The organism is Leclercia barmai, from assembly GCF_049312895.1.
In the GTDB taxonomy this organism is placed as follows: Bacteria; Pseudomonadota; Gammaproteobacteria; order Enterobacterales; family Enterobacteriaceae; genus Enterobacter; species Enterobacter barmai.
This window is the reverse complement of sequence record NZ_JBMNWZ010000014.1, coordinates 1-2,725: the sequence shown is the minus strand read 5'-3', so window position 1 is coordinate 2,725 and position 2,725 is coordinate 1. Positions and strand designations below refer to the sequence as shown.

Sequence of the window (2,725 nt, the reverse complement as noted above, 5' to 3'; positions counted from 1 at the left end):
ACCCGCAGGGGTTCGGCGGAGACCGGACGGTGCGCAGCAGCGGCCCTGGCGGAGTGGGGCTCGACGACTGAACCGTGCAGCGGGTCAGGAGCCGAAGGGGGCCAGCGCCCTGCATTTTGTGATTGTGCAGCCCGTAACCCTGTTCTGGTCCGGCATCAGCAAGGATGAAGCCAGCATAAAATAGGGAGACGTAACGGTAAAAAAACACCTGGAGCGACTGGAAAGATTGCAGATGCGCAGCGCGGGCGCCGTAGGCGCGGTCGCATGCGCTGCCCCGCAGGGGCTTATCTTTTCGCCCGTTATCCACTGGCACGTTGTACAGAATGGCCTCAATGCTGTGGATAAACAAAGGGGAAGCACGTCCCGTGCCTCCCCCGCTCATTTGCCTGTATTTTAATCAGCGCTTACCAGTTTGTTTCCTCGTCATCTTTGTCGTTTTCCTGTACAAAATGCATTCTGGCCATCTGTAGCGCGGCGTTGAAGCGCGCCTCACCTTCTCCGCCTGGCCAGTACTGCTCACACAGATGCAGCATGTCGCCCAGAAAATCCGACAGAACCGTGTCCAGTGACTCGCTGTCATCATCGAGTCCGCTCAGGCGCGCAAACTGCCAGAGTGCGGCAGCGGCCAGGCTGGCACGGTCATTATTTCCACGAAAGAAAACCCGTCCCCCTCTTTCTTCAATCTGCGCCGCCATTGTCTTCAGCGCGGTGGCCGGAACCCTGTTCAGCTCGTTATCGTTCATTCTGTTCTCCTCCGGGCAGGCCCGTCCTGCCCTCTCTTATGTTCAGGCGGCCGCTCTGGCCATAAACTTACGCATGGCATCGATGCGGCTACGGAACGCGAGCCGATCCGCCCAGTTGTTCAGGTAATACACGGGGGTGTAGCGCACGCAATTCACCTGGAGTGTCAGCGTATTGCCGGTGATCACCTCTGCCGGAATGCCGAGGAGGCTCAACTGAACAAAGGCAATATCCGCCACCATCGGATCGATATCGGTACAGCGCGAGTAAAGATGCTGTGAAGGGTTCAGGCCTGCCTCAAGCATGCACTGCGCCCAGGCGATGACCATCCCTGCCCCGCCACAGGCGGGTTCGTCCACAGTCACCCAGCCCTGACGCGCCACAACGTCAGGCATATCCTGTGACAGCATTTTTGCCATCATCAGCTGAAGATCATACGGGGTGAAAAATTGCGCCATTTCAGCCGCGCCCAGCTCGAGTTCCATCAACAGGGAACCCAGAAAATCCTGAAATTTGCCCTCAAGCGCCGTAACCATCAGGCAGAACAGCTGTTTAAAGTCGCTGAGGTCGCCGGGTTTGTAGCGTTCGCAGATGCGGCGGCTTTCTTCGATGTTCTCCGGCGTGCGGATTCGGGCCATATCCAGCTCGCGGGCGGCCAGTGAGATGAAGTCCCGGAACACCTCCAGACGGCGCATAGACGGCGCGGTATGACGGAAAACACTGATAAACTGCCTGCGTGCCTCCTCCGGCATGATGATGCGCGGCGGGCTGGCTGGCTCCGGTACCGGTACGGCTGCGGGTTCGGTCATAAACAGGGATTCAAAATCGAGTTGCGACATGGTTTTTTACCGGCCGCCCGTGGGCGGCCGTCTCCTGTTAAGCCAGACCCAGCCCGGCGTAAACCGTGGTCATAAACTCCTGCCACTGGCCGAAGCGCAGCGCGGGCATGTGGGCACGTTTACCGGCACGAATGGCATTTACAAACGCCTCCGCCTGTGCGACAGTTTGCGGGTCAAATTTCATGATCAAACTCCTTACGTTGGTTGTGATTGCCGGTTCACCGTTCCAGCGGCTACCCGGCGTTGAGAAAGCAGGGGCAACCCTGCTTTTTTAATGCGTGGAGATCAGGGGTTCATCCAGACAAAAACGGTTAATCACCTCCCCGATCAGCGCCCTGTGCGTCAGGGTGTGCAGGTCACGGCATTCGAAGAAACGCTCCCCGTAACGCACAAAAATCGCGGTCACGTCTCCGCCCGTGAACTCCATTGACTTGAACGATTCCCCGCCATAGCCACGGCACCAGTCCATCGGCGGCAGTGACTCAAGCTGATTGACATAACGGGCCTGCGTGATTTCCGTCCACTCCCGCCGATAGCCGATGTTCTGCATGATTTGCACCTGAGCAAAAGGCATCAGCTCGGCATCCGGGTACATGCTGCGCACGGTATCCAGCGTTTTAGCGCCGAACTCGGTCACCCATTCGCCGTTCTGCTGTTTTGCCCAGGCATAGACGGTGTTATGGGACGGGACATAAAAAGCCATTGGGGCTGCGGTCGGGGTAGTAACGTTCATCTGATTGACTCCTGAATATTTTCTGTTTCTGCCATGTAACCCGGCAGCGGTGCTGCCGGAATGATTAACCGTGAAGCCAGCAGGGTTCGCCGCTGTTGTTCTGGCAGTCGGGACATGCTGCCGTCTCAGCAAACTCTGCCGCCGTACCCCAGCCGTCTTTCCACGCGCTGACCAGTTCAGGCACGTCGGTGATCATGTGCGGGGGTGCGGTCTCGCCTGCCCTGAAATCGTGGTAGCCCTCAAACTGCGCCTCGATCTGCGCGTCTGACATCTCGCACTCTGCCTTTGCCTTGTCGATGGTCAGCATCACCCGCGCCATACCCCACTTAATGCGTAACGCCAGCCCCGGAAACGGCGGCAACCTGTCCGGCAGGGTCACGGCGTTAACGGTGTTTTCCCCCATCTTCCTGGA

General features: G+C 58.3%; 6 protein-coding genes. 1 reads left to right on the top strand and 5 read right to left on the bottom strand.

Going from position 1 to position 2,725, the window contains the following annotated elements; translation table 11 throughout:
- Positions 1 to 184: hypothetical protein (locus tag ACOYA6_RS23005; protein ID WP_422655476.1), on the top strand; the 184-nt coding region annotated here is incomplete at its 5' end.
- A 220-nt stretch (positions 185 to 404) separates the two neighbouring features.
- Here ACOYA6_RS23005 and ACOYA6_RS23000 read toward each other — a convergent pair.
- The 5 genes from ACOYA6_RS23000 to ACOYA6_RS22980 all read right to left on the bottom strand — a co-directional run.
- On the bottom strand, positions 405 to 743 hold the full coding sequence (locus ACOYA6_RS23000) for a hypothetical protein (protein ID WP_422655475.1): 339 nt from the start codon (positions 741 to 743) through the stop codon (positions 405 to 407).
- A 42-nt stretch (positions 744 to 785) separates the two neighbouring features.
- Positions 786 to 1,580 carry an N-6 DNA methylase gene (locus ACOYA6_RS22995; RefSeq protein WP_422655474.1) on the bottom strand — a complete coding sequence of 265 codons (795 nt, stop codon included), beginning with the start codon at positions 1,578 to 1,580 and terminating at the stop codon, positions 786 to 788.
- A 37-nt stretch (positions 1,581 to 1,617) separates the two neighbouring features.
- Entirely contained in the window at positions 1,618 to 1,764 is a 147-nt protein-coding gene (locus ACOYA6_RS22990) for a succinate dehydrogenase flavoprotein subunit (protein ID WP_104652329.1), read from the bottom strand.
- Between the two features lie 87 nt (positions 1,765 to 1,851).
- Entirely contained in the window at positions 1,852 to 2,313 is a 462-nt protein-coding gene (locus tag ACOYA6_RS22985) for a hypothetical protein (RefSeq protein WP_422655473.1), read from the bottom strand.
- A 64-nt stretch (positions 2,314 to 2,377) separates the two neighbouring features.
- On the bottom strand, positions 2,378 to 2,725 hold a 348-nt coding region (locus tag ACOYA6_RS22980), incomplete at its 5' end, for a hypothetical protein (RefSeq protein WP_422655472.1).

Bases quoted from the DNA above. Each gene is read 5' to 3' on its own strand.
- ACOYA6_RS23000 (WP_422655475.1), bottom strand. From the start codon at position 743: ATGAACGATAACGAGCTGAACAGGGTTCCGGCCACCGCGCTGAAGACA.
- ACOYA6_RS22995 (WP_422655474.1), bottom strand. From the start codon at position 1,580: ATGTCGCAACTCGATTTTGAATCCCTGTTTATGACCGAACCCGCAGCC.
- ACOYA6_RS22990 (WP_104652329.1), bottom strand. From the start codon at position 1,764: ATGAAATTTGACCCGCAAACTGTCGCACAGGCGGAGGCGTTTGTAAAT.
- ACOYA6_RS22985 (WP_422655473.1), bottom strand. From the start codon at position 2,313: ATGAACGTTACTACCCCGACCGCAGCCCCAATGGCTTTTTATGTCCCG.